This window comes from Paraflavitalea pollutisoli (genome assembly GCF_029360705.1).
GTDB classification, from domain to species: Bacteria; Bacteroidota; Bacteroidia; order Chitinophagales; family Chitinophagaceae; genus Paraflavitalea; species Paraflavitalea pollutisoli.
Genome location: NZ_JARKMX010000008.1, coordinates 2,052,793 through 2,078,881, shown reverse-complemented (window position 1 = coordinate 2,078,881; position 26,089 = coordinate 2,052,793). Strand labels below are relative to the sequence as shown.

The 26,089-nt window shown below is 52.3% G+C and carries 14 protein-coding genes; 4 read left to right on the top strand and 10 right to left on the bottom strand.

Annotated elements, in window-relative coordinates; translation table 11 throughout:
- The first annotated feature begins 7 nt into the window (after nucleotides 1-7).
- Together P2W70_RS22070 and P2W70_RS22065 are read left to right on the top strand one after the other, a co-directional pair.
- A complete protein-coding gene (locus P2W70_RS22070) occupies nucleotides 8-2,488 on the top strand; it encodes a mechanosensitive ion channel family protein (protein ID WP_276483700.1) in 2,481 nt (826 codons plus the stop codon).
- Between the two features lie 126 nt (nucleotides 2,489-2,614).
- A complete protein-coding gene (locus tag P2W70_RS22065; protein ID WP_276483699.1) occupies nucleotides 2,615-3,895 on the top strand; it encodes a TCR/Tet family MFS transporter in 1,281 nt (426 codons plus the stop codon).
- 130 nt (nucleotides 3,896-4,025) lie between these two features.
- Here P2W70_RS22065 and P2W70_RS22060 read toward each other — a convergent pair whose 3' ends face one another.
- Nucleotides 4,026-4,883 (bottom strand): polysaccharide deacetylase family protein, encoded by an 858-nt coding sequence (locus P2W70_RS22060; protein ID WP_276483698.1) that lies wholly within the window; start codon nucleotides 4,881-4,883, stop codon nucleotides 4,026-4,028.
- Between the two features lie 269 nt (nucleotides 4,884-5,152).
- On the opposite strand from P2W70_RS22060, the gene P2W70_RS22055 reads away from it, so the two are divergent.
- A complete protein-coding gene (locus tag P2W70_RS22055) occupies nucleotides 5,153-6,382 on the top strand; it encodes an MFS transporter (RefSeq protein ID WP_276483697.1) in 1,230 nt (409 codons plus the stop codon).
- A gap of 88 nt (nucleotides 6,383-6,470) precedes the next feature.
- On the opposite strand, the gene P2W70_RS22050 is transcribed toward P2W70_RS22055, so the two are convergent.
- On the bottom strand, nucleotides 6,471-6,890 hold the full coding sequence (locus P2W70_RS22050; RefSeq protein ID WP_276483696.1) for a VOC family protein: 420 nt from the start codon (nucleotides 6,888-6,890) through the stop codon (nucleotides 6,471-6,473).
- Between the two features lie 257 nt (nucleotides 6,891-7,147).
- On the opposite strand from P2W70_RS22050, the gene P2W70_RS22045 reads away from it, so the two are divergent.
- Nucleotides 7,148-9,688 (top strand): S9 family peptidase, encoded by a 2,541-nt coding sequence (locus P2W70_RS22045; protein WP_276483695.1) that lies wholly within the window; start codon nucleotides 7,148-7,150, stop codon nucleotides 9,686-9,688.
- 83 nt (nucleotides 9,689-9,771) lie between these two features.
- On the opposite strand, the gene P2W70_RS22040 is transcribed toward P2W70_RS22045, so the two are convergent.
- The 8 genes from P2W70_RS22040 to P2W70_RS22005 form a co-directional block, all read right to left on the bottom strand.
- Nucleotides 9,772-12,609 (bottom strand): M16 family metallopeptidase, encoded by a 2,838-nt coding sequence (locus tag P2W70_RS22040; protein WP_276483694.1) that lies wholly within the window; start codon nucleotides 12,607-12,609, stop codon nucleotides 9,772-9,774.
- Between the two features lie 20 nt (nucleotides 12,610-12,629).
- Nucleotides 12,630-15,350, bottom strand: coding sequence for a MutS-related protein (locus P2W70_RS22035; protein ID WP_276483693.1), 2,721 nt, complete (start codon nucleotides 15,348-15,350; stop codon nucleotides 12,630-12,632).
- 42 nt (nucleotides 15,351-15,392) lie between these two features.
- On the bottom strand, nucleotides 15,393-17,699 hold the full coding sequence (locus P2W70_RS22030; protein WP_276483692.1) for a Gldg family protein: 2,307 nt from the start codon (nucleotides 17,697-17,699) through the stop codon (nucleotides 15,393-15,395).
- Nucleotides 17,699-18,631 carry an ABC transporter ATP-binding protein gene (locus tag P2W70_RS22025; RefSeq protein WP_276483691.1) on the bottom strand — a complete coding sequence of 311 codons (933 nt, stop codon included), beginning with the start codon at nucleotides 18,629-18,631 and terminating at the stop codon, nucleotides 17,699-17,701. The genes P2W70_RS22030 and P2W70_RS22025 overlap by 1 nt, the downstream gene beginning before the upstream one ends.
- Nucleotides 18,632-18,655: 24 nt before the next feature.
- Complete coding sequence (locus P2W70_RS22020) at nucleotides 18,656-20,062, bottom strand: RagB/SusD family nutrient uptake outer membrane protein (protein ID WP_276483690.1); 1,407 nt, start codon at nucleotides 20,060-20,062, stop codon at nucleotides 18,656-18,658.
- 12 nt (nucleotides 20,063-20,074) lie between these two features.
- Complete coding sequence (locus P2W70_RS22015; protein WP_276483689.1) at nucleotides 20,075-23,605, bottom strand: SusC/RagA family TonB-linked outer membrane protein; 3,531 nt, start codon at nucleotides 23,603-23,605, stop codon at nucleotides 20,075-20,077.
- 377 nt (nucleotides 23,606-23,982) lie between these two features.
- Nucleotides 23,983-25,179 carry a FecR family protein gene (locus P2W70_RS22010; protein WP_276483688.1) on the bottom strand — a complete coding sequence of 399 codons (1,197 nt, stop codon included), beginning with the start codon at nucleotides 25,177-25,179 and terminating at the stop codon, nucleotides 23,983-23,985.
- A gap of 158 nt (nucleotides 25,180-25,337) precedes the next feature.
- On the bottom strand, nucleotides 25,338-25,919 hold the full coding sequence (locus tag P2W70_RS22005; protein ID WP_276483687.1) for an RNA polymerase sigma factor: 582 nt from the start codon (nucleotides 25,917-25,919) through the stop codon (nucleotides 25,338-25,340).
- Between the last annotated feature and the right edge of the window lie 170 nt (nucleotides 25,920-26,089).

Here is a 26,089-nt window from a genome sequence, read left to right as displayed (position 1 = left end):
AACCTGCATGTTCCCTTTCTATCCCAAATTGTTTACTGCTATAGGGTTACTCTTGGTTTCTCTGAGCGGTTATGCTCAACAGTCCGATTCCCTGCCCGCTTTACCCCGCAAGGATACCAGCAAGCTGGAGAAATTGCGCCAGGCTGTAAAGAAGGAATCGTTTGTATACCTGCAGCGCTATGGCAGCGACAAAATGGGGGTGAGGCAATTGAGTACCTTGCAGGAACTGCGCTATACCGGCGAACGGAGCAAGCTATACCTCCGCAAAGCGCCCGATACCCTCGAATACCGGCACGAGCTGACGGAGATCCGGGAAGAATTGCAAGTGCTGCAACAGGGCATCTTCGTCAATAAGGGGTCGGAGTACACGACCCGTAACCTGGCAGTAACCTCATCAATTTTAAATGAGTTATTGGTCAAAATAAATTCGCAGCGGGTTGAGTTGAGCAGGCATATTACCATCATTTCAGATTTCATCACACGCATCGATTCCCTGACAGGAGATTCTTCCATTTATACTTTTCCACTCGATTCCATGGCCGCGATGCAGTTTGTTGCCAAGATCGTTGTGGTGGGTAAGGAACTTGGACCCGCGGATTCGATGTTGCGTGCATCGATCGGCCCAGCCACCCAGCTGCAGACAGAATTTGACCTCATTGCATTTGATGTCCGCAGCCGTTACGAGGAAGTCGAACTACTGCGAAAAACACATACTGCCAGTCTGCTCGACAAGGAGTTTGCCTATCTCTGGGAAAAGCCGGAAAAACATTGGACTTTTTCCCAGGTTATGGACCTGTCCCTTGCCAAGGAGAAATTGGCGCTGGCCTATTACCTGGCCGATTATAAAGGGCGGATCCTGATACTATTGTTGTTGATCATGGCGTCCTGGTATTTTTTATTTACCCTGAAACACCGATGGGAAAATGAAAAAGAAGAGTTTCAGGCTTCATCGCGGGGTGAATTGGTACTACGGTATCCCTTACTGTCTGCGATAGTAATGACCGTCAGTATCTTTCAGTTCATCTTTTTACAGCCGCCATTTATTTTTAGCTTTTGTCTATGGCTGATAACTGCTATTTGCCTGGCTGTTATCTTCTTTCGGCATATAGCAGGTTTCTGGATGTGGTTTTGGGTCATTATGGTAAGCTTGTTCATCCTGGCCGGTCTCACCAATATGTTATTGCAGTTTTCCAGAAGCGAACGCTGGTGGATGCTGCTGGTGTCGACGGGAGGTGCTGCCTACGGTATTTACCTGTTGAAAAGTAAGCGTCGAAATGAATTGAAAGAAAGGAATATCCTGTATTTCATCGGATTTGTCGTATTCATCGAATTAGCGGCTGCCCTCTTGAATGTCTTCGGCCGGCTTAACCTGTCCAAGACCATGTTCGTGAGTGGTTATAGCGGCCTGGTCATTGCCATACTTTTCTTATGGACCGTAAGGCTCATCAACGAAGGATTGGGGATCATCGCAGCCGTATACAAACATCCCGACAGGAAATTTTTCTATATCGATTTCCAGAAGGTAGGAGAACAGGTGCCGACGTTCTTTTATATATTCCTGGTGATCGGCTGGATTATTCTGGTAGGCAGGAATTTTTATTTCTTCCAGCAGGCAGCCACACCATTTATGGAGTTTCTCAATGCCGATCGTACGGTAGGGAGCTATACCTTTACCATCAATAGCTTGTTTATCTTCATTGTAATCTTAGCGGTCGCCACTATTCTCTCCCAGATCATCTCCTTTTTTGCAGGCGAACCTGGTGATCAGCGTCGCAAAAATGCACAGGCCCGCAAGGCAGGCGCAGGTAGCTGGTTACTGCTCATCAGGATCTTTATTCTAACCCTGGGTATTTGGCTCGCTTTTGCTGCTGCCGGTATACCCATGGATAAATTAACGCTCGTATTAGGCGCACTGGGGGTGGGTATCGGACTCGGTTTGCAGGGCCTCGTCAGTAACCTGGTCAGTGGTTTGATCATTGCTTTCGAAAAGCCCGTCAATGTGGGCGATATCATAGAAGTGAATGGCAAACTCGGTACCATGAAATCCATTGGTTTCAGAAGCAGTGTAGTGAACCTGGTAGAAGGAGCCTGTCTCGTAGTACCTAATGGCGATCTGCTCAGCAATCACTTGGTCAACTGGACCATGGCCAACAACCGCCGTCGGCTGAATGTCGTTATCAGCGTTCCTTATGGCACCAATCTCAAGGTCGCTAAACAACTCCTTGAAGAGACTTTGTTGGCCAACGATGAAATCCTCCGTACACCCGAGCCAGTGGTATCCGTGAAAGAATTTGGGGATAGTGGTATTTCGTTTGATCTCTACTTCTGGACAGGTAACATCAAACAATTTCTCCAATTGCGCAGCGCTGTCATTACTCAGGTGGATGAGGCATTCAAGCAAGCAGGTATCGTGATCCCCTTCCCGCAAAGAGATTTGCACATCATTACACCGCCTGGCAAAGAAATGCCGCCGACGCGAAGCGAGTAAAAACAGTTCTCCCCGGTCAACGTCGCATTTCGCCCGGTAAAAGGCCGTAATTCCTCCCGTGGCCTTTGGCGGTTTCGCAGTAAGTTTGTGGCATATTACCCGGATCAAAACACACAACACAACAGTATGGCCACTGCAAACAAATCTGCGATCGGATTTATTTTTATCACCTTGCTGATCGACGTCATGGGATGGGGATTGATCATTCCCGTCATGGCGGATCTGATCGTTCACCTGAAAGGCATTCCCGTCAACGAAGCCAGTACTTATGGCGCTTACCTGCTCTCGGCATTTGCGATCACGCAATTCCTGTTTGCGCCCGTCATTGGCAACCTGAGCGATAAATATGGCCGCAGGCCCGTATTGCTGCTTTCGCTGCTCGGCTTTGGCATCGATTACATCATCCTGGCTTTCGCGCCCACGTATGAGTGGTTGTTTGTCGGTCGGATCATTGCCGGCATTACCGGCGCCAGCTTCACTACGGCAACTGCTTATATCGCCGACATTAGCCACGACGAAACGACCCGCGCCAAGAATTTTGGTTTGATTGGTGCTGCATTCGGACTGGGCTTCGTACTGGGCCCCGCGCTCGGCGGCTTGTTGGCCAATTGGGGCATGCGGGCGCCGTTCTATGCAGCTGCCGTGCTTTGTCTGCTCAATTGTGCCTACGGATATTTCTACCTGCCAGAATCATTGAAAAAGGAAAATCGTCGTGCCTTTGAATGGAAACGGGCCAATCCCGTCGGATCGCTCAAATTCTTGTTCCAGCATCCCGAGATTGGTGGACTCGCCTTCAGCTTCTTCCTGATCTACCTGGGCGGACAAGCAGTACAATCCAACTGGAACTTCTTTACCATGTACCGCTTCGGTTGGAGCGAAGGCATGATCGGCATTTCACTGGCCGTGGTAGGCGTATTGGTGGGAGCTGTGCAGGGTGGATTAACCCGTGTCATCAATCCTAAACTGGGCAACGAGAAAAGCATTTATCTTGGGTTAATATTGTATACCGTCGGATTAGTGCTGTTCGCCTTTGCTTCCGAAACCTGGATGATGTTTGCCTTTCTCATTCCTTACTGTCTCGGCGGAATCTGCGGTCCTTCCTTGCAGGCTGTCATATCGGGACACGTACCATCGAGCCAGCAGGGCGAATTGCAGGGCGGCCTCACCAGCCTCATGAGTCTCACCACCATCTTCGGGCCCATCGTCATGAATGGTACTTTCGACTATTTTACGTCACCCAAAGCGCCCTTCAAAATGCCTGGCATCCACTTTCTCATTGGTGCCTTCTGCATGTTGCTGAGCGTCATCATCACCCGGTACGTGCTTGGCCGCGAGAAAAAAACACATCCGGAATATGCCGAATTCCTGGCGGGAAGCGGAGGAGCCTCCAACACGCCGCTTCATTAACGCCAGAATTGCAGATAGCACAAAGGAGCATTGACCTTGAAACGGCTAATGCTCCTTTGTTGTTTTGATGCTACTCGTAGTGCTGCCCAGCTGGGTTCATGTTGCGACCACGTAACCAGTACTTGCTAACTCACCGCTTCAGATCTGCATAACTGATCAGTTGAATCTTCCGCTCCCGGATCAAAGCTTTGATGGCAGGATCGGTCCAGAGATCGGTCACGCCTTGCCGGTCGGCCGCCACATTTTCATAGCCAATATGATGGATCGCTTGTAGTTCTGCATCATTCAGCCCGGGATGCTCGAGAAACATATAAGTGCCGCCGGGTTGCAGGGATTGCAGCATCGCACTAAAGCTTTTCTTCTTTTCGGCGAGCGTGCCATGCGCACCGATAAAGTTCACGCCCTTTACCCCCAGTGCCTCCAGGTCGATATCGATACCATATTCCCTGGCCAGCTTTTTCGCCAACGCCGACACCTCGGGCGACATATACGTACAGCCCATATGGGCCGAAATATGACTGATACGTGGGATCTTCTTCAAGGCCAGTTCTATCTGTGCCCGGAATTCCTTTTCTACCTCCCCCAGCTGCCAGGCATGTTGTAGCAAAGCACCGTTGGGATATTTTGCATCCGCCCATATCTTGGGGTAAAAATAACCGCTGGAATCGGTCAGGCTGGGTGCATACGTCAGCGGCCGCCATTTCACATTGTCCCACTCGCTGGTCAGCGCCAGGTGAATGCCCACGTCCACCGTGGGATGCTCCGCCAGTAGCTTGACTGCCTCCGGAAACCAGGGCGACGGAACGATCACTTCAATCGACCGCTCGATCCCTTCTTTAAAACATTTGATCAACGCCAGGTTGCCGCTGTGACTGAATCCCATATCATCGCCCCGCACGATCAGGCGAATGGGTGACTCCTGGGCAGTGCAGGACAGCGACAGCAACAGCAAGGCATTCGCAAGGAGGGCAAGCAAGTATTTGCGCATAGGACAAGTTAGTTTGCTTAAAGTTGTAACAAATTCACGGTACTTCCATGTCTTCTTCCGCGCCAGGCACGCTGAAAGCCCTAAACCTTGTCGCCGGTACTGATACGCTGCTATACGACATCGAACAATTCCCCCACCTGCCCTGTTATGCAATCCGGTGAACCGCTTCGCGACTATCCTTCGCCAACTTTCACTCATTATTTGAATTTTATAATAATCTGCTTGAATTCTGTAATGGATGCACTTTTGACTTGTGCGAATTTTGCAAGATGAATTCGTCCAGTACGTTGGTCCCCGGGCAATGGGCCAAGCACATTAAACCACAGAACAGTGGTATAGCCAATTTCCTCGCTTTTGCGTTATTGCCCCTTTCAGGATTTGCTACCGATATTTACCTGCCCTCCCTGCCAGGCATGGCCACCGACCTGCAGGTAGGTCCGGTCCAGGTGCAATTCACCATCACCATTTTTCTCATCAGTTACGGCCTTAGCCAGTTGTTCATTGGCAGCATACTGGATAGCTATGGTCGCTACAACAGCAGCCTGGCTTCCCTGGCCGTCTTTACCCTGGCCAGCATCACCGCGGCCATGACCCACAGCATCGAAATGATCTACGCCATGCGCGTCATACAGGGCGTTACGGTAGGCTTTGTCGTAGCGGGCAAACGTGCCTTCTTTGTTGATCTCTACACAGGCGACAAGCTGAAGAACTACCTGGGCATGTTTTCGATCATCTGGTCCACGGGCCCCATCATCGCGCCTTTTGTAGGAGGGTACCTGCAAACGCTGTACGGATGGCGCGCCAACTTCTGGTTCCTCGCCGTACTGGGCGGTTTGCTCTGCATAGCTGAATACCTGTTCAGCGGCGAAACCCTGCCCCAGCGCAGCCCCTTCAAGCTAAAGCGCGTAATGAATGTCTACCGGGAAATGATCACGCACCTGCCCTTCGTACTCGGCATTGCCCTGATGGGTTTGTCGTATGCGATGGTGATGGTAGCCAACATGACAGCCCCCTTCATCATCGAGCACCACCTGCAGTTCGATGCGGTGACCACGGGGTATTGTTCGCTCATCCTGGGCCTTGCCTGGATGGTGGGTGGCTTTATCAGCAAAGCCGTTATTCACATCCCTTTCTTCCGTAAACTGGGCGTCAATATCACCTTGCAGGCGCTGCTGGTATTGATCATGATCCCTACGGTGCGTTATTTCGATAACATTTATGCACTGGTGCTCTTTGCGTTCGCGGTGCATGTAGGGGCTGGCTTCACCTTCAACAATTACATGACCTTCAGCATGACCCGCTTTCCCAAAAACGCAGGGGTTGCGAGCGGTCTCACCGGAGGATTCGTTTTCCTGTGTGTATCCGGTCTTAGTTACGGCATCATCAATGTGTTCCCGGCCAGCGATGGCATGCACCTGGCGCTCAGCTACGGCATATTGAGTGCCCTGGTGATAGTCGTCATCATCCTTGCCAAAAGATCGACGCCCGTCGTACACTGATCCGTCTTTGATACCCATAAAAAAAGGAGGTCCAAAAGGCCTCCTTTTTTAGGGTACAGGGCATGCCACGAAAGCAGCACCCGACCAATTATTTATGATTGCTATAATTGATCATCCAACGCACGCCATATTTGTCGGCGAAGGAGCCAAAATAATCGCCCCAAAACATATCGGCCATCGGCATTTCAATTTGGCCCCCGGGAGTGAGACCATTGAAAATGCGGTCCGCTTCTTCACGACTGTCGGGGCTCAGGGAAATGTAATTGTTGTTGCCCACGGTCAGCACATGGCCGGCAGAAGGAACGCAATCCGATGCCATCAGGCACTGGCCATTGCCAATGGGCAGGGATACGTGCATCGCGCGGTTCTTTTCGCTCTCCGACATTTGTTCGGTGCCCGGGGCCTGGCCCATCTTCTGCACAGACAATTCGCCGCCGAATACAGATTGATAGAACCTGAATGCTTCTTCCGCATTACCATCGAAATTTAAATAAGGATTGACTACCATGACTACACTTTTTTTAAGTTTACAAGCAATGATTGTTGATGTGGTGAACAGTTGCTCTGTCGACTGCCGGGGCAATCAATCGCGACCGTTCATACTGCAAAGCTAATGTACCAAAAACTCAGGCAGGCTGTGTGCCTCTGACAAACTCCGGGTGCAAATGCGACAAAAGGTAATATACCCTGACAACCGGCGCCTGCCCGCAACCATCCAATCGCTCAAATCGCGAACTTCACGGGCCTAAAAACTGCCCCTTGCACATGAGATTTTTACACGCTATTCCACTGTTGCTATTGGGAGCAACAGCCACAGCCCAACAATTGACCCCGGTCACCAAAGCCAATTACCAGCAGGCCGCGCGTTTCGCGCCCCGCAAACTCGGTAAACTTATTTTTAGTACCTCCGTCGATCCGCATTGGCTCAAGAAAAGCGATCGCTTCTGGTACGAATACGAAACCACCGATGGGAAGAAATGGTGGATCGTAGATCCGGTAAAAGGAGAGAAGAAGTTAATGTTCGACAACGCCGAACTCGCAGCCAAACTCACCCGCATTGTGAAAGATCCCTTCGATGCACAACACCTCACCATCGATAGCCTCCGGTTCATCAAAGATGAACGCTGGATACAGTTCGAAGTGAAAAGCACGGAAGAGATCGTAAAGAAAGATACCGCTGCTAAAGCCAAAGGCGCCGCAGCTACACCGCCCGCCCGCGACAAGAAGACCTTCTACTTCGAATACAATCTCGACAACGGCGAGCTGATCGAGCTCAACGACTTCAAGAAGCCCAAGCGCAAACCATCCTGGGCCAATATCTCCCCCGATGGCAATACTGTGCTCTTTGGTCGCAACTTCAACCTCTACTGGATGGACAAGGCCAGCTACGAAAAGGCCCTCCTGAAAGAAGACGACTCTACCATCGTAGAGCATGCCATCACCACCGACGGCGTAGAATACTTCAGCTACCACAGCGCCGGTGGCATGGGCGGCAACGAGAACAACGTAGAGAAAGAAGCCAATAAGAAGAAGCGCAAGTCGGTATTCGCGCAATGGTCGCCCGATAGCAAACATTTCACACTCACCCGCGCTGATAGCCGCAAGGTGAAAGACCTCTGGGTCATCAACGTACTCAGCGATCCGCGCCCCACGCTGGAAACCTACAAATACATGATGCCGGGTGAAAAAGAATCACCCGTCGATCACCTGTATCTCTTCGATGCCGTCGCCAAGACCGGTAAGGAAATGCCCATCACCCTGTTCAAAGACCAGGATGTCAACGTATGGTCAGATCCCGGTCGCATCGATACCCGCGACGACGACTGGCGTCCCAGCAAATGGTTAGGCACCAACGAGTATTTCTATTTCAGCCGCACCGGCCGTGACCTCAAGAAAGTAGATGTCTGTAAAGTTGACATCGCCACTGGTACCGTTAAAACCCTGATCGAAGAGCGTTTCAATACTTATATAGAAATGCGCCGCATCGGTCTGGTGAGCGGTGGCAAAGAACTCATCCACTGGAGCGAGCGTGATGGATGGGCTCATTTCTACCTGTACGACCAGGACGGCAAACTGAAGAACCAGATCACCTCCGGTGCCTGGCACGTAGAGAATATCCTGGGCATCGACGATGCCAAACGTGTATTGTATTTCTCCGGCAACGGACGCGAAGCCAACGAAGATCCCTACTACCTGCACGCTTACCGCGTCAACTTCGATGGTACTGGCCTGAAGTTGCTCAATCCCGGCGAGTTTGAACACGCGATGAGCCTCAACGACAACAAGGCTTTCTTCGTCGATAACTATTCCCGCGTTAACACAGTGCCCAGGTCGACCTTGTATGCAGCCGATGGCCGCAAGGTAATGGACCTTGAAACCGCCGACCTCTCTTCCCTCATGCAGACCGGCTTCAAGTTCCCCCAACCCTTCAAGGTAAAAGCCGATGACGGCATCACCGATATCTATGGTGTACTGTACAAGCCCATGGACTTCGACTCCACCAGGAAGTATCCGGTCATTGAATACGTATATCCTGGCCCGCAAACAGAAGCGGTGAACAAAGCCTTCGGTCGCTCCATGGATCGTACCGATCGCCTCGCCAACCTGGGCTTCATCGTGATCACCATGGGCAACCGCGGTGGACACCCGGCTCGTAGCAAATGGTACCACAACTATGGTTACGGCAACCTGCGGGATTATGGTCTGGCTGATAAGAAAGCCGCTGCTGAGCAACTGGCTGATCGTTACGCCTGGTTCGATGTGAACCGCGTAGGTATCCACGGACACTCGGGTGGTGGCTTCATGAGCACGGCAGCGATGCTGGTATACCCCGACTTCTTTAAGGCAGCGGTATCTTCATCGGGTAACCACGACAACGCGGTCTACAACCGTTGGTGGAGCGAACAGCACCATGGTGTGCGTGAAGTGATCGGAGATAAGGATACCACCTTCGTGTACAACATCGAGAAAAACCAGGACCTGGCAAAGAACCTGAAAGGGCATTTGCTGTTGACCACCGGTGATATCGACAACAACGTACACCCCGCCGGTACCATCCGCGTGGCCAACGCACTCATCCGTGCCAACAAACGTTTCGACCTGTTGATCCTGCCCGGACAACGTCACGGTTATTCCGATATGACGGAATATTTCTTCTGGCGTATGGCCGACTATTTCACCCAGCACCTCATGGGCGATACAACAGAAAGACCGGTGGACATCGAACAGATCAACCGTGAGCAGGAGCAAGGTGGTTCGGGCGGCGGTGCACGCAGACGCCCCGGTGGTTTAGGCGAAGAGCAATAAGTATAGCCGCTCAACGGCAGCGATCATAAAAGCACAGCCCTTTGACATTGTCAAAGGGCTGTTGCTTTATAGGATAAGGATGGTTAACGGGGAACCTCGTTTTCCGGCAACAGGATAAACTGTTGCAGGTTGTCCAACCGGATATATTGATGGATCATTTGTTTAAAAACAGCTACGTCAAAAGCAGGGGGCTGCAAGGCCAGGGGGATCTGTAGACCGGGATCTTCTCCCCACTGCAGGCGCAGACTGATCAGGTTGTTCCAAAAGACATTTGATGGTTGATCGGTTTCCAGCTTACGCCGGTATTCAGCCGTACTCTTCTGGAGTTCCACTTCGGTTGCTCCTTCCTGAAGCAACAACGCCATTTCTGATTTGGCGATCGCAGCCAGCTGCGCTGCCCTTACCGGATCGCAGGAAAAGGAGATATGGATACTATAGGTTGGCTCGGGGAGACGCCAGGCTGATATCGATACCTGCGGGGTATAAACGCCTCCTTCTTTTCCACGCAGGCGATCCGTTAGCCGGTAGTTGAGTACTGACTCCAGCGCCGTGAGGTATGCGTCGTTGACTGTCGAAGGGATATAATGACCCATGATCGCCAGCCGTACCAGGGCCTTGTTCTCCTTGCCGCTGCGCACCACTTTCTCCAGGGTGCCCACCGGCAACTTCAACCGTGGGTTGATGCCTGCCTCCCTGCGCCGAAGACCGGGAAGGCTGCCCAGGTATTGCGCCAGCAAAGGTTTGATAGAGTCGACGGTAAAACTACCTGTGATGACGAAGGTGAAATCTGACGCATCGGCAAAACGCTCCACGAAGATCTCATAAGCACGTAACGGGTCGATCCGTGCAATATCGGCCGCGGTAGGGGGCTTGCGCCGCCAGTGGTATTGGGTCAATATGGCATTGAGGGTATCGATGAACACATTGTTGGGTTGCTGGTACCTGCCTGCTAAACCTGTTACGGTATTCCGCAACATGGTTTTTACCAGCACGGTATCCATCCGCGGTTGCGTGAAGTACAGGTGCATTAGTTGAAAGGCAGTCTCCAGGTCCTTCCTGCCGGCACGTGCATTGATGCCTTCATAGAGCTCGGCGATATAAGGCGATACAGACACTTTTTTATCTGCCAGGAGCTTTGGCAGGCTGCGCGCATCGAAGGTGCTCAGACCGCTTTGTGCTACCATGCCAGCTGCATTGGTGGCCGTGTGAAGATCATCCTCGCCATATAGTGAATACCCGCCCGGGCTAAAAGAGGAAACAACGATCTCATCAGACTGGAACCTGGTTGGCTTAAGGTATACCCGTACGCCGTTGTTGAGGATAATGGCCGTGGTGCCAATAGCGGTAAGCTGTTTTTCCTCAACGATCTTGCCGGCGCGGGGAAGCAATGGCATCAAAGTCGCGTTGGTGATTTCTTCTTTATAAGCAGGCACCTCTGCTGATAAAGCATCCTGTACCCATTGCGCAATTTGTGCCTGTTGAGGGAGCTGAACGGCCAGCGAAGCTGGTGCTAGCACATATATGTCACGGTTCGTGCTGTCAGTAAAGCGCGATATCCATCCATTGACGGCCGGTAGGTCCACCGCGTCGATATACCGCTGGTAGAAAGCGTAATAAAACGAATCTTCCGGGTAGGGTGCGTCGTTGAGGAAGTGTTGCAGGTACTTGTTTACATAGGTTTTTGATTCAACATGGTCACGCTCCCGGTAGCGGTTTGCCTGGTTCTCCATGAACACGGCCTTCGCCCGCTTCAATTCGTTGGCAGTAAAACCATGTTGCTGCACGCGTCGCAATTCGGTCCATACACCTGCGAATCCCTTAGCCGTTTCACCCGGATGAACAGTAACACTCACTTTGGCGGCACCCACGCCACGGAACAGGCTGCTGATCGAAGCGGAGGCAGACCGGAATGGCGGGTTGCCCGATTGCTGCAATTCACGCAGCCTGCCTGCCAACATGGTATTGAACAACTGCAACGACATACCCTGCACGAGACTTTGTTCGCTGTGCGTAGCCCGGGTTTTATATTTACACAATACTTCGATCGTTGTTTGCGTGATCTCTGTATCCGTAAAGGATTTGTATTGCTGTTGACCCGTGAGCGGTACATCATATACCACCCGATCGGGAGGGTTAGCAGGATTACGGAGATCGCTGAACAAGCGCCTGATCAAAGACTCCATAGTAGCAGGATCGAAATCGCCTACAGCAATGATAGCCTGCAGATCGGGACGGTACCAATCCCGGTAAAAAGATCGTAGTAAGGCAGGCGCTGCGCCGGCTATCACAGCCTCCCGACCGATCGGCTGTCTTAGTGTATGGCGCGACTGATTGAGCAACACCGGCAGGGAAGCATCCTGGATACGCTGCTGCAAGCCTTTTCGCTGCCGCTTTTCCTCCAGGATCACACCGCGCTCTTGCTGCATCTCCGTGGTATCGATCAATACATCTCCGGCCCAGTCACGCAACACCTGTACACCGGTGGATAGTACGGAAGGATCGTCTGTAGGGACTGGTAATTGGTACACCGTTTCTTCGAACGAAGTGTAGGCGTTGAGATCGGCGCCGAGTTGTACACCCGCCCTTTGCAGGTAATCCACCAGCGCTTTTCCTGGAAAATGTTTGGTGCCTTTAAAGGCCAGGTGTTCGGTAAAGTGCGCCAACCCTTGTTGGTCATCGGTCTCCTGCACCGATCCGGCTTTTGTTGCCAGGTACAACACAGCACGCCTGGCGGGATGCAGATTACGCCGGATATAATAACGCAGCCCGTTGGGCAACTGTCCGGTGATCACCAACTGATCGTTGGCGATCTTTCGTTTCGACAGCCCAGCCGTATCTGGCTTACCCTGTGCATGAGCGCTTACAGCAAGCAATAACAATAGCCATCCTTGCGCGGAGGCAATGATACATTTCTTCAACATGGTATGGTATTAATAGTACGTTAAGGGGTGGATGGCAATGGTTTATTGGCGTTGGTATCCAGCATCTCCAGCACATGCTCATTGTTGATGAGCAGCATGCCGTGACGGTCTTCCGAAATACCTTCCACCATGCGGTAAGGGTACCGGGGTACTGTACCTTCCATCACGGTAGGCATGTACCGGAATTGAACCTGACCAGCCTGGTGCTGCAGCGCATGCCCCACTTCGGTAATATGGGTAGAGATCACGAACCGGCAATGTGTATAGGCCATTAGCGATCTGATGATCTGGTACGTCGCATCGTGGGCGTCTTTCACATTCGTACCCTTGAATAGTTCATCGAAAATGATCAGTAATTGCCGTCCGCTGGCGAGGGCTTCCGACACTTTCTTCACCCGCATCACTTCGGCATAAAAATGACTATGTCCCTGTTGCAGGTTGTCCGCCACATTGATCGACGTATACAGACCCTCCATAACGGAAAACTCCATCTGCCGTGTCGGCACCGGGAAACCCATATGTGCCAGGTATACACAGGTGCCCAGTGTTTTCATAATGGTCGATTTGCCAGCCATATTGGCGCCCGTCAGGAAGATCAGGTGACGACCTGGGTCCATGTAAATATCGTTGGTCACCGCTTTATCCAGGGCAGGATGCCAGGCTTCGTAAAGTACCAGTTGCTGTTTGTATGCAGGATGAGCCACTGCTTGTGTAAACCCCCGTCGGCGGCTGATATGCCCCACGGAGATATACACATCCAGCTCGTGCAGGAAATGCATCGCTGCAGTAAGCGCCTCATGCAGATCACCCAGCAGCAAGGATTCGTAATGCAGCGCCCTTCTCCAGGAGAGATCATCCAATTCCGCAACAGCCTGTTTGATACCAAGCTGTCCGCCTTCCAAAACTTTCAGTAGCTGGTCACGTTGCGCGCGCAGGGGAGCCGGCGCTTGTTGCGCCCAGGGTTCGTGCAGGAAGCTGCGGACTAACGCCAATCCCTTCAGCGTGCCGGATAATCCTGCCATGGCCATTTGTTGGGGTTCCTGTTCGCCGATCAGGAAACGCAGCCGGCGTAGCACTCCCTGGTATAGGATCATGCGCCTGCTTACCCGCACCGTGCGCAGGTAATTACTCATCGTTGTATACAGCGTCTGGTCAAGAGGAAATGTGCAGGCGTGCCGGCGAAAGAAAGCGAACAACTCCGCCCGCGCATTGATGCCAGCAGCATCGGTCAGTGGCTCCCGGAAATATTGTTCCAGCAATTGTTCGCCACCTGCCGTCACCGTTTCATTATACAAACTGAACGCCGATCGGCTTTTGTATTTGCCTGTCAGGTGCAGATCGTCCAGCGTTTGCTGGTCGGTTATAAAACCCGGATGCTTGCCGGCGCTTTCAGGCGCTGCATTGCCTGCAATCGTAGCGCCGGCAGCAAGGATTCCGGGAATGCCTTCCTGGTTGATGATCACCAGGCCATGCCGGTCGGCCGTGATGCCTTCGCGTAGCTGGTAAGTATAACAGGGAATACTTCCATCCATGACGGTAGGCAGGTACACGTAGCGGATATTCCGGCAACGAAGCTGTAAGGCGTCGGCAGCTTCTATGATATGTGTGCTTACTACAAATGAACAATGTTGATGCCTGCCATAGGCTTCTGTGATCGATACGGTAGCTTCATGGGCGTCCTTCACATTTGTACCCCGGAACAACTCGTCGAACAGAACAAAAAGCCGGCGGCCTGCGCTCAAATGTTCCGCAACCTGTTTTACCCGCAACACCTCGGCATAAAAATGACTGTAGCCCTGGTTGAGGTTATCGGCGAGGTTGATGCTCGTGAGCAGACCTTCCTGTACCGTAAAATGCATGTTCGTGGCCGCCACGGGGAATCCTGCATGCGCGAGGTACACGGCCAGTCCCATCGCCTTCATAAAGGTCGACTTGCCGGCCATGTTCGCGCCGGTCAGGAAAAGCACATTCATGGCCGGGGTGATCGATACATCATTGCCGACAGCGTCCGGCAACAACGGGTGCCGCAATCCATCGATAACGATACCGGTCGCCGCGTCTGCGGTCGCTACTGCAAACGATAATGAATGCCTTCGGGCGCCAACGCCAACGGCGATGTACAGGTCAAGCCGGTAACAATAACGCAGCAGTTGTAACAGTTGCTCGTATTTTTGGAATCGAAGCAGCAGGTCCTGCGCAGCGATGGCCGCATAGTCGTTCTTTCTGACCGGTTCGCTCAGAAAGGTGGCCAACTCCGGGTCATGCAGCAAGGTGTTGATACCCGCCACATCCTGCAGCAGCAGTTCTCCCGCTTCCGGCCGATCGATCAGGGGTACATAATGCGCTAAGGCGAGCATGATCTCACGAAGGGCCGCGAGACCGCCTACTACACCCTGGTATTGCGTATCCGCGCCGATCAACTGATTCAGCTTACGGCTCACCGCATCGCCGTCCGACCGCAGTTTACTACGCTCATCGCGAACAGCAAGGTATTGTTCCGCCGCATCGAACCAGGCTGGCTCCAATGGAAATCCTGAAGGCTGTTGCTCCAGAAAGCGGATGGCTGCACTGCGTTGGTTGATGGCAACGGTATCCGATAAAGGATAGCGCAGCAACTGGTCCAGCAGTTCCCCGCCACCACGGGTACGTGTATGGCGGAACAATTGGTCTATCCCATGCCGGCCATATTTGCCAAAGACCTGTAGGTCGGAGAGGGTTTGCGGGTCGATGATAAAACTCATAAATCGTGATTAATGACCATTCATATTCATAGGACGGTGGGGCTATCTGCCGCGTCTGCGCAACCAGATCAATACGCCCGCCAGGATCAGCAGGCCGGGTAATACCCATTTCAATAACACAGAGGCTACGGCCCATCCCCCTTTACCGATCAGCAGGTCGCTGTCGATCGGTACAGGCCGCCGCATATCGATCGGTACCTCGCCGTCACTCATCCAGAAGAAAGTGGCATTGATCAGCGGGAAGTTGGAGGTGGATATATTATTCCTGTGCATCGCCAGCTCACCATTGCTCAGCCAGTCTGCATCACCCGTAACAAGGATCTTTTGCACTTTACCGTTGATCGTTCGGGACAGGGCCAGCACGGTAGGGTAGCGTCCCATAGCCTCACCGGCAGCAGGGTTCAGACAAAGCGAGTCATCGATGAAATTGAAGGTTTCCTGCTCATTCCATCCGGCAGAGTCTGATCGGAACAAGGTATCCGCCATAAATCCCTTTGAAGGATCAAACTGCAAAGCGCTGGTGCCGGGCATTGTTGCCTGCATACCCCGGCGCAACATGCTTTCGAGATGATAAGAGAAGGCTATACTGTTGAGCGTCGGACGCAGCAGCAACAGGTCGGGCTGAAACATTTGAGACGGTTTTACGAGCATGCCAGGTTGTAATTGTACACCCAGTTGCTCCGTCAGTGCATTGGTGAATTCTCTTTTTCCGGGATCGCCCGCAACGATCAGGTTACCGCCGCGTGCAATGTATTGCCGGAGATTCGCTTGTTCGATCTCTGTATACGCCGACCGCGGTTCCGCGATCACCAGGATGCGCACCTTGGCAGGCACTGCCTGGTCGAGCGTCACCGGTGTAAAATCAAAGCCCTGGTTGATCAGTGCATACCGGTAGGTCTTCTCCTGGGCGATCATATTATAACCCCTGTCCTGGTGGGAATCACTTTGGCGTTCGCCATGCCCCTTGACAAACCCTACCAGCGGCAATTCCATCACGAGGCGCTTGATGGCGGCCGTGATCTCTGTCTCCGACGGGTTGCGGTTATTGTCATTGAACAGCCGCAGGAAAGTAGAGGTGCCATTGGCGCGTTTTAACCGCCGTACAAACCGGAAGCCTTCACCGGACAGATCTACATCTTTGCGGAGCTGGCTGTAAGGGACGATAGGGAAGTTCCAGTTATTGATCTTCCGCAGTGTGTCGATCAGTTGCGCATCCGGCAGCTTCGCTAGTCTGGGATTCATCAGTTGAAAATCCCCCCGCTGGTAATAGTAATGATAGTTGACTTTGATCCCGGGCTTGAACCGCAGGTAGCGCTCAAACTGCTTCATGTCATCCTTGTATTGTTTCGGCACCGCCATCATGTAGTTGGGCTCAAACATATTTACATAGGTGTCGATCGTCAATTCATCATCCAGCTTGCTCAGTACGGCCTGACTGCTTCTTGTTAGCGTATTCTTGCGGGTGTGCGTCACATCGTAATACTTCTTGAAGGCAGGTAAAGAGCTGACATAACCCACCAGTGCAACGATCAACACTACCACGGCATATTGACCAACCGTTTGCCAGCGTGGCTTGTTCATACGGCTGCTTTGCATCCGGATAATGGTAAAGCTGAGGAACAGTGCCGCCACCATGAAGAAGTACAGCAGGTCCTCTGTCGTGATAAGCCCAACGATGAACGTGTCGCTGCGGCCACTGATCGCCAGCCAGTAGGTGACGTCACGCACAAAAGCGATATCCTGCCACAGCGTTTTTACATAAGCCAGCAGGGAAAGGATCGCAAGGGTGCCCATGGCTGCTACCACTGTGTAAGACGTCAGCGAACTCATGAACAGGCCAATGGCAGCATAAGCACAGGTCAGCAGGAACAAGCCCAGCATGCCCGACAGGATCAATGGCCAGTCCACGTCTTTGACAACAGCGCCGGAGAACAGGCAGAATACACCCAACAGCCCGACGATCACAGACGCATACGATACCAGCGCCAGGTATTTACCCATGATGATCTGGAAATTGGTGATCGGTGAAGAGTACAGGAGTTTAATAGATCCGCTGCTCAGTTCCCGGCTCATCACACCCATGGTCAACAGGGGAATATAGAGGTACAGCGAAGATTGGATCAGTGAGAACAATCCCCGCATACTCGTAAATAGTGCGGCAGTGAGATCGTATAAGGATGCGCCGGCATTTTTGCCCAGCATAAAGCTTTCGAAAGACTCGGTATAGATCAGCCCCGCCTGGAAAGTGAAGATCACCAGGATGATCCAGGCAATGGGTGAATAGAAAAATACCTGCAGCTCCGCCTTCGCGATATTGCATATCGTAAGGCAATTCCTTTTAAGTGACATTAGTTCAGTTTCCTTTTAGACAGTTCAGCGAATACGGTTTCAAGCGAGTTCTTCTCCTGGTAGATCTCCAGCAGGCGCCAGCGGTGTTGTACACTCGCCGTTACCAGCTGCTCGATCACCTCACCCGCATCCTGCGCAAAACGGATCCTGCATTGCAGCGGCGATAGCGCTTCAACACCGGTTACGCCCGGAATACTCAGCAGGGTAGAGAGAGAAGGCGGCGCGGCCAACGTCACCAGCAGGGTGGAGGGCGCCATATAATTATCAAACTCATGCAGCGTACCCGAAAAGATCATCGACCCTTCATTGATCATCCAGATATGATCGCACAAGGCCTGTACTTCTTGCAGGATATGGGTCGATAACAGTACGGTGCGCTCCTGGGCAATCTCCCGGATCAGGTTGCGTACCTCGAGGATCTGGTTGGGATCGAGACCATTCGTAGGTTCATCCAGTACCACGAAGTCGGGCTCATGAATGATCGCCTGGGCAATGCCAACACGTTGTTTGTAGCCGCCCGACAGGTTCCGGATCAACCGCTTCCGGAAATGATGGATCGCACATTTCTTCATTACCTTGTCGATCGCGGCAGGGATAGCTGCGCTGTCCATCAGTCGCAGCCGGGCAGAGAATTGCAGAAACTCTTCGATAGTGAGCTCCGCCTGTAAAGGGGGCTGCTGGGGCAAAAAGCCGATCAGCTTTTTCGCTTCCACCGGATCGTTGGCCAGGTCTATCCCTTTGATGGCTACTGTGCCCTGACTTTGCTTCAATACCCCGCACATGATGTTCATGATGGTAGATTTGCCGGCGCCATTGGCGCCGAGCAAACCATAGATACCAGTCTCGTTCAGTTCAAAATTGATGTCCCGCACAGCCCATTGCACACTGTACCGGTGCGACAGGTTCTGTACGCTTACGATGGGAGCGTTCATGATACTTTTTATGTAATGAATAAGTTATTCCCAGCCCGTTGTTTGGGCATGGCCGCCCAATTCGCGCACGGTAATGGGTAGTGGGAAAGTATAACGGTGACTATTGGGTTCAATGGAATATGTTTTACCACCAATGGTCCGCGTAAGCGTGACCGCTGTTGCGGGCGCCAGGTTCAGGCGGCGGAGGTCGGCCCAGCGCGTACCCCGAACCAGCAACGACTTCTTGCGTTCGGCCAGTATCTGAAGCAACGCATCGTTTGCGTCGGCAGCGGTACGATCTGTATACAACGTGCTGCCATCGGTATTGGTTTTCCAACGTGTACGCAACAGGTCGTTCAGCCCTTTCATGGCGGCAGCAGCGTCACCCTTACGGGCCTGGCATTCCGCTCTTGTCAGGTATACCTCATCATTGGCAAGCCCGCAGAATATTTGCCAGTTGCTGTTGTTATAGTTGCCTTTGAAGATGAGGTTGGCGCCCAATGGGAAAAAATAAAGTGTTTTCCGCAGGTCATCGGCATGGTAACTGTCATACAGCGAACGGTCGAGGAGACAATTGTTGGTGGTAAAGCTGTTGATCTCCGAGCTACTCATTTCATCGTGGTACAATACCTCGCTGTTGAAAGCGCCGATATAAAAGTTGCCGGCTGGCACTTTGCTGTAGTCCAGCAGGGCGGGCTGCAGCTCCAGGCTGCTATTGGCGTGTAGCAGGGCATTGTCATAATCCTGCATGCATAGGTATACCCGTGATAACAAAGCGTGTACTGCTGGCCGACTCGCCTGGGTTACATGCGCCGGTTTCACAGGCAACAGTGGTAACGCTTCCGTCAGCATGGTAATGATGCTGTTGTAGGTCTCAGCCACGGTCAGGCGGTGTACGTTTTCCAGGAATTCCAGGTTGTCCTGTGCCAGGATGCCCTGGTCTGTAGCTGCTGTTGCGGCGCGGTAAGGTTGCGCATAAAGCTGCGATAGCCAGTAATAGCTGATCGCTTTTACAAACAAGGCACGGGCGCGCAAACCATCGAGCTCGGCACGCTCTGCAGCAGTCGTTACCGTCAATTTGCGCAACCCATCCATCACCACATTGGTGAAGAAAATGCGGTTATAGAAACTGCGGTATGACTCCATATCTGGGTACACGGTCGACTGGCTCCAGGTATAGGCATTGATCGCCGGAATATCTTTTGTGGCCGTCCAGATCGCGTCACTCACATAGTGCCCGTCCGAGGCGACTTCACCCAAAGCAATACAATTGGCATTGAGTACACTGGTATGGTTCAGCATTGCCCGGTAATCACTCAGCCTGGTAGGGATAGCCTGGCTCTTATCCGGCTTTACATTCAACCAGTCTTTTTTACAGCCGGTAGCGAACACCAGCAGGCACAGGCTGCCAAGCAGTCCCACGCAACGTTGTATAAGATGTAATGATTTCATGTCTCAGTATTTTTAGAATTGCACCTGCAATCCGATGGTGTAAGATTTGGCAGCCGGAATTTCCCGGGAATAATAATCGGGGTCAAGTCCCTGTTTATTGGCCTTCCACAGAATACCCAGGTTCGAGACCATGGCTGTGAGGTGAGCGCCTTTGATAAATTTGTTGAGCCGCAAACCGCCAAGGTCATAGCCCAACCGGATGTCACGCAGGCGGATATGATCGCCGCGTTCTACCAGGATCGCCGAGCTTGTATAAAAGGCGTTCAGGAAATAATCGGAACCAGCAGGCATGGCGGGAACCGTAGTCGTTGCTTCATCACCCGCTTTCTGCCACCTAAGGGCGTAATCCTTATGGGTTACACTCATCGCGTAGGTGCCGGGGCCGCCCAGGGGCAATATGTTTTGATAGTTCACAGACGAACGGCGGAAATAATAGTCAAGGGCATACGTAATATTGAACGACACATCAAATCCTTTGTAAGATACCGTGTTCAGCAGGTTGCCCGAATACAGCGGCGTGGAGGTGCCATGGTATTGCAGGTCTTCCGGCATCGTGTTGGGGTTGGGGCCGCTTTGCCCGGCAGCAACGGTATACAGCGCCACGGTATCCTTCAGGATGCCCAGCGGTCTGCCCTTGTCATCCAGTCCAGCCCATTTATAACTATACAAACCCCACATGTTGCGGCCAACATATGGCTGACCGCCACCCAGTAATTGGCCAGTATTGGCCTTGCCTTCAAAGGCAGTTACTTTATTGGTATTGAAGCTGAACGTCATACTGGTATTCCACTTCAGCGCGCCCGTCAGGTTGCGGCTGTTGAGCTGCACATCCACCCCGTTGCCGCGTACCGTAGCCCGGTTGCCGGAGTAGGTTGCTACGCCCGAAGTAGGATCATTGTTGACGGTGCTCACCAGGTCAATACCATCTTTTTGGTACCATTCGATGCTGCCGCCTACGCGGTTGCCGATCAGGCTAAAGTCCAGACGGAGGTTCAGTACCCGCGTCTTTTCCCAGCTCAGGTAGGGGTTGGGAACACCCACCAGCTGTGCCGAAGGAAAGCCGGTAGACGAATTATTCAAATAAGAGATGGTCGCAAAGGCTGAAGCATTTTTATAGTTGCCATTGAAGCCATAGGTTGCCCTGAATTTCAACTCAGGCACCAGGCGAAACTTATAGAAAGATTCGTTGCCGATATTCCACAGCACACCGGCCGACCAGAACGGGCTCAGTTGCTGGTTGGTCTTCACGCCAAAGATATTGGCGCCATCCTGCCGTCCACTCAGGGTAAGCGTGTAACGGTTCGCATAGGTATACGCACCATTGGCGAAATAGCTCCGTTGCCGGCGCAAGTTGCTCATCAGCGTATTACCATTTTGGATGCGTTCGGAAGAATTACCAGGCCTTGTGGGGTAAAATTGGTCGTAGTTGAGAAAGGTCTGGAATAATCCAGTCTCTTCGTTGTAGCCATACCAGTTATCGCTCATGCCTTCTACGGTGCGTTCGCTCACATCCATACCAGCAAGGGCGGTTACCTGGTGGTCGCCAAAGCTGCGGTTAAAATTGAGTTGTGCCCTTCCCTGCCAGTATTTCTCGGAGTTGTTGTTGTAAAATACGATCGCTCCGCGTTGGATGGGATAGGTAACACTGGTAGGGGTGCCACCCATATAGCGATTGAGGATGTCACGGGTATAAAAACTGTTCTCTCCATTGATATTCCTGGTCTCATGGGCAATGCGCTGGTACTGATAGTTCACATCCAGCCGCAACCCATAGGGAAGGGTGTATTGTAATCCACCTCCCACACGCACATCCATATTGGTAGATCGGAAATTCTTGGTTGTCAACTCCTGCACCGGCGAGAAATGCCAGTCCAGCAGCGCAGGATAGGCTACCGTATCTACATATGCCTGCCGGTATTTGTACGGCATGGACACGGCCATCCCATGGTCATCGACCAGCCGGGTATACAAGGGCGCATTGTTCAATAGGCTCATATAATCAAACCCATTGTTGCTGTTTCTCGCTTGTGTATAGTTGATATAGGCATTCAGCGAAAGGTTCTTCGTTACGCGGTAGGTATTGTCGGTTCGCAGCGTAATGCGGTTGTTCTCATTGCCGATGGCCGTGCCCCGGTTCCGATCCACGCCGATCGAGGTATAATAAGAGAACCTGTCCGATCCGCCGGATACGTTCAACGCATATTGCTGGTCGATCGCTTGTTGCATCAGGTATCTTTCAACGTCGTTACGGGTGTCGTACGAAGCAAGTTGCGCCAGTTGGGCATCGGCTTCGGCGGCCGACAACTTACCTTTCTTCATGGCCAGTAATACCTCTGCAGCTTGCGGCAATACGGGGAAATTACGGCTGGCAGGATAAGAAGCATCATAAGGGTTGTACGTACCGCGGTTATAGAGTGCCTTATGAACTTCCACGGCGTCGGCTGAGCTCATCATGGGCAGCTTGCTCAGGTCTTCTTTATCGCGGATGCTGATGTTGGTCGTGAATTCTACGCGTGCCTGCTGGTTGAAACGCCCTTTCTTGGTAGTGATCACGATCACACCATTGCCTGCCTTGGCGCCCCAGATGGAAGCGGCTGCCGCATCGCGCAGGATCGTTACATCGGCTACGTCGTTTGGGTTCAGGTCATTCAGGACGAAATAAAGACTGCTGCCCTCCATCGTCGTTTCTTCATAAGGGAAACCATCGATCACGATCAGCGGGTGCGGGTTGCCACTAATGGTCGACAGGCCACGGATCAGGTAAGGTGTTTGCCTTTCCGCATTCGCCATCAGGGTCGTCTTACGATCAAATACCAGGCCGCTGGTCACATAAGCAATACGATCCAGCAGGTTGGTAGACGGACTGCGGTCCAGCAGTTCGCGGTCGATGTGTACAAAGGAACCGGTCGCCCGGTCTTTGCTGATCTGCTGGTATCCGGTCTTATAGGTTACATTGACCTCCTCCAGTTTGTCCATCCTGGGAGTAAGGGTAACGGTCAATGGAAGTTTCGCTTTTTTCAGGTTGATATCCACCTGGGCAAATCCCAGGCGGGATACATGCAACGTCGCATCGTCGGGAATATTCCGTAAGATGAAATAGCCATTTTTATCACTGGAGGTACCGGAGGTAAAACTTCCTTTGTTAGCCCAAACAGAGCTGCCTTCCAGGATAGCGCCTTTTTCATCCAGCACGCGCCCTGTTACTTCGATATCGGCTGGCGCTTCTCCATCGGTAGCGGCTGTTGTGCCGGCCGCCGGCTTTAGTTTGATGACGATCGTACGGTCGATGATCTTGTATTGTAGTGGCAGGGTGCCGATCACGCGGTCCATCACCGTTTTGATATCGGCATTGTTGATTTGTGCAGTAACCTTATACCGGCCCAGTTCCTGCTGGTTGGTCAGGAATACATACCCGGATTGCTGCCGGATCTGGTTCAATACCTGGTTGAGCGGTGCATCTTTGACCTTGATGGTGATCTGCCCATAACCTTTGGCGCTGACCTGTAGCACGGCAATAAGGAGAAAGAAAAAAGTTAGGCGCATGATTCGCGAGCATTGCTTCATGAGCGGGTGTCGCCAACAGGCAGCCGCGCACGAGGGGTTGACATTCATCATTGATGATTTGAGGCCATGCGAGGTCCCGGGGAATCAGATTGTCCAATTAATTCCCTAAGTTCGCAGTAAGCCGGGTTTACGTAGCAGAACGTGTTTCCAGAAATAGGTTCTTTACCCTCGTGTTCGAGACGAGGGGGCGGGTGATCCGGTCAATTGGCCGCAGCAATGGTGACACATTACTGTGGCTTTTTTATGGATCAGCGACCGGTCAGGTCTTGCAGGCTTCTTGTTTCATTTGAGCAGTAGTTTGGGTGAATAATGAATGTGTTAAGGTTTCGGTTCCTTCATGGTATTGGAAAGGCGCACTATTTTTTATTGCTGATAATGATCCGGTTGTTGTCGATGCGGAAAGCGATCTCCAGGTAATCCAGCACTTCAAAAACCTTGCTGGCGGGCATGTTCCGGTCTACCTCTCCATTGATCGACATCGTTGGGATCGTACCCTCAAAGCTCACTTCAACCCCATACCACCGACGCAATTGTTTCATCAGTTCTTCTACCCCGGCATCCCGGAAGGAGAACAGGCCGTCTTTCCAGGCAGTCGCACTGAACACGTCTGCTTTCAGTACGGTTGTCAACTCGGCATTTACCTGGCTGCGCAGTCCTGGTTCCAACCGGTGTGAACCACCCGTATACAGGTTCCTGACCTGTACCGCACCCGATACCAGCGTGGTGGTGATCTTTCGCTCGTCTGCATAGGCATTGATGTTGAAGCTGGTGCCCAGCACCCGTACTTCCTGTCCTTTGCTCTTTACCACAAACCCTTGCAGGTGGCCGGCAGCGTCCGCGCGATGCACAACTTCGAAATAGGCTTCACCCTCTAGTTCCACTACGCGTTCATTGGCCGCAAACACGGTAGGGTAGCGCAGCGTAGTCATCGCATTCAACCATACCGTAGAGCCATCCGGTAACACGATCTTATATTGACCTCCCTGCGGTGTCGAAAGTGTATTCAACAAACGATCGTCTTCCGTCGGTGTATTGGTGGCGGCCAGGGTACTGTCTGCATACATCACCTGGTGACTGCCCGCAATGATACCGCCCGCGGTACTGTCCAGGGCAACCCGCTCTCCATTGGCGAGCGTCAGCGTGGCTTTGTTCGAGCCCGGCCGGATCTCGTTCATCGTCAATGTCGGCGTTACTGGCTGGCTCGTGTCCGTTTGCAGCCACCACCAGCTACCTGCAGCCAGCACAAGCACCGCTGCTGCTGTAAGCCACCTGCGACCCATTTTCCAACGGCGGGGCAGGGGGGCTGGTACCGCGGACTGCAGTCCGCGCTGCACGATTGCCTGCATCCTGCTGGTCGATTGTTCGTCATTATAGGTGTCGCCATATTGGCGCAGTTCTTCAGATAGAAACGCCTCCTCGTGCACTGCCACCATTAGTTGGGCGTAGGCGGGGTCAGCTGCGGCCCAGGCATTCAAAAGCTCCGCTTCTGCAGGTGTCAGTTCTCCACGGAGGTCTTTGCGGATCAGTGATATGATCTCGTTCATGTCATTCATAAAGCAAAAGATGGATAGGTTTATATAATGAAAACAATGATCTTACTGAAACCTTACAGTAAACCACAAAAAAAATACAAAGGCCAGGAAAAAGGTTGTGTTGGCAACACAATCGGTAGTGGCGGCGCACAATTGTAGTTAAAAAGATAGCGGGCAGGCTATCCTGCCATCCATTGCAAAAAAAGAAGATACAGCAAAGCGTTCCTGTCTTTGAACACTTTTTTCAGTGTCTCCGTAGCGCGCGAGCGGTTGGTGAACACGGCCGCCGGCGTCATGTCAAGCGCGGCGCAAATGTCCGCTGTGGTAGCTCCCTCGAGATAGCTCATCCGGAAAACGAGCCGCTGTTTTTCGGGCAATTGGTCAATCTCCCGATAAATGGCATCCATCAGTTCGGCCTGGATCATTTGCGCAAAAAAAGCAGGCTGCTCGCTGAGCAATTCCTCGGTAGGCTCGGCCTGAAAAGTTTGCCGCGCATGCGGCGATTTGATATAATTCAGGCAGGCATTTTTGACGGAGATATACAGAAACGCTTTGACCTTATCCGTCGAAGCAAACCGCTCCCGGATCTGCCACAGTTTGATAAAGCAATCCGATACGCATTCTTCGGCCACTTCATGGTGGAGAACGATCTTTTTGGCGAAATACAACAAGGGCTTGTGGTGTTGGTGAAAGACCTGCATAAAGGCCGCCTGGTCGCCCTGCTGCAACGCGGAGATATGTACGGAGGAGGCATCGCTCATAAGCCTTGGTTGATGAAACAGTTTCTTAAATGCTGATAAATGCAGGAAGACAATCGTAGTAGGTAGGAAAAGGTTTCGCTAATGTACTGAAACCTGCGCAGTATTGCTACGGTTGCCCCGGGTATAACTACCTGATCTGTCAGATTACGCCCGAAAAATGTTAACTTACC

What these genes read in the sequence shown, in the direction of transcription:
- P2W70_RS22070 (WP_276483700.1), top strand. Translation starts at nt 8, where the DNA reads ATGTTCCCTTTCTATCCCAAATTGTTTACTGCTATAGGGTTACTCTTG.
- P2W70_RS22050 (WP_276483696.1), bottom strand. Translation starts at nt 6,890, where the DNA reads ATGGTAGTCAATCCTTATTTAAATTTCGATGGTAATGCGGAAGAAGCA.
- P2W70_RS22010 (WP_276483688.1), bottom strand. Translation starts at nt 25,179, where the DNA reads ATGAATGACATGAACGAGATCATATCACTGATCCGCAAAGACCTCCGT.
- P2W70_RS22020 (WP_276483690.1), bottom strand. Translation starts at nt 20,062, where the DNA reads ATGAAATCATTACATCTTATACAACGTTGCGTGGGACTGCTTGGCAGC.
- P2W70_RS22030 (WP_276483692.1), bottom strand. Translation starts at nt 17,699, where the DNA reads ATGTCACTTAAAAGGAATTGCCTTACGATATGCAATATCGCGAAGGCG.
- P2W70_RS22035 (WP_276483693.1), bottom strand. Translation starts at nt 15,350, where the DNA reads ATGAGTTTTATCATCGACCCGCAAACCCTCTCCGACCTACAGGTCTTT.
- P2W70_RS22065 (WP_276483699.1), top strand. Translation starts at nt 2,615, where the DNA reads ATGGCCACTGCAAACAAATCTGCGATCGGATTTATTTTTATCACCTTG.
- P2W70_RS22040 (WP_276483694.1), bottom strand. Translation starts at nt 12,609, where the DNA reads ATGTTGAAGAAATGTATCATTGCCTCCGCGCAAGGATGGCTATTGTTA.
- P2W70_RS22015 (WP_276483689.1), bottom strand. Translation starts at nt 23,605, where the DNA reads ATGCGCCTAACTTTTTTCTTTCTCCTTATTGCCGTGCTACAGGTCAGC.
- P2W70_RS22055 (WP_276483697.1), top strand. Translation starts at nt 5,153, where the DNA reads ATGAATTCGTCCAGTACGTTGGTCCCCGGGCAATGGGCCAAGCACATT.
- P2W70_RS22045 (WP_276483695.1), top strand. Translation starts at nt 7,148, where the DNA reads ATGAGATTTTTACACGCTATTCCACTGTTGCTATTGGGAGCAACAGCC.
- P2W70_RS22025 (WP_276483691.1), bottom strand. Translation starts at nt 18,631, where the DNA reads ATGAACGCTCCCATCGTAAGCGTACAGAACCTGTCGCACCGGTACAGT.
- P2W70_RS22060 (WP_276483698.1), bottom strand. Translation starts at nt 4,883, where the DNA reads ATGCGCAAATACTTGCTTGCCCTCCTTGCGAATGCCTTGCTGTTGCTG.
- P2W70_RS22005 (WP_276483687.1), bottom strand. Translation starts at nt 25,919, where the DNA reads ATGAGCGATGCCTCCTCCGTACATATCTCCGCGTTGCAGCAGGGCGAC.